The sequence below is a fragment of the Pseudomonas sp. GW456-12-10-14-LB2 genome, from assembly GCF_002884345.1.
In the GTDB taxonomy this organism is placed as follows: Bacteria; Pseudomonadota; Gammaproteobacteria; order Pseudomonadales; family Pseudomonadaceae; genus Aquipseudomonas; species Aquipseudomonas paraglycinae.
This window is the reverse complement of the sequence record NZ_POHV01000109.1, coordinates 1-288: the sequence shown is the minus strand read 5'-3', so window position 1 is coordinate 288 and position 288 is coordinate 1. Positions and strand designations below refer to the sequence as shown.

The window sequence follows — 288 nt, the reverse complement described above, 5'->3', positions numbered from 1 at the left end:
GGGTAATAGAGGGCAATTACTCCCGCTGCCTGCCACAGCGGCTGGAGCGTGCCACCGGAATCATCTTGCTGGACGCCTCAACGCTGACCAGCCTGCTGCGCTATTTTCAGCGATGCTGGTTTCAGCGGAATCGCCACGGGGCGCTTGAGGGAGGAATCGACAGGGTGAATTGGCTGATGATCCATCACATCGCGGTTGTCACACCGGCGAGCCGCAAACGCTATGCCGCGATGTTCGCCGACATTGCCTTGCCGAAGATCAAGCTCGCGACGGCGCGGGAGCTGAATG

1 protein-coding gene is annotated in these 288 nt (G+C 60.4%); it reads left to right on the top strand.

All coding sequences use genetic code 11. The annotated features are described in order from the left end of the window. Window positions 1–288, top strand: a 288-nt coding sequence (locus C1X29_RS29825) for a hypothetical protein (protein WP_218275709.1), incomplete at both ends; no start/stop codon positions are given.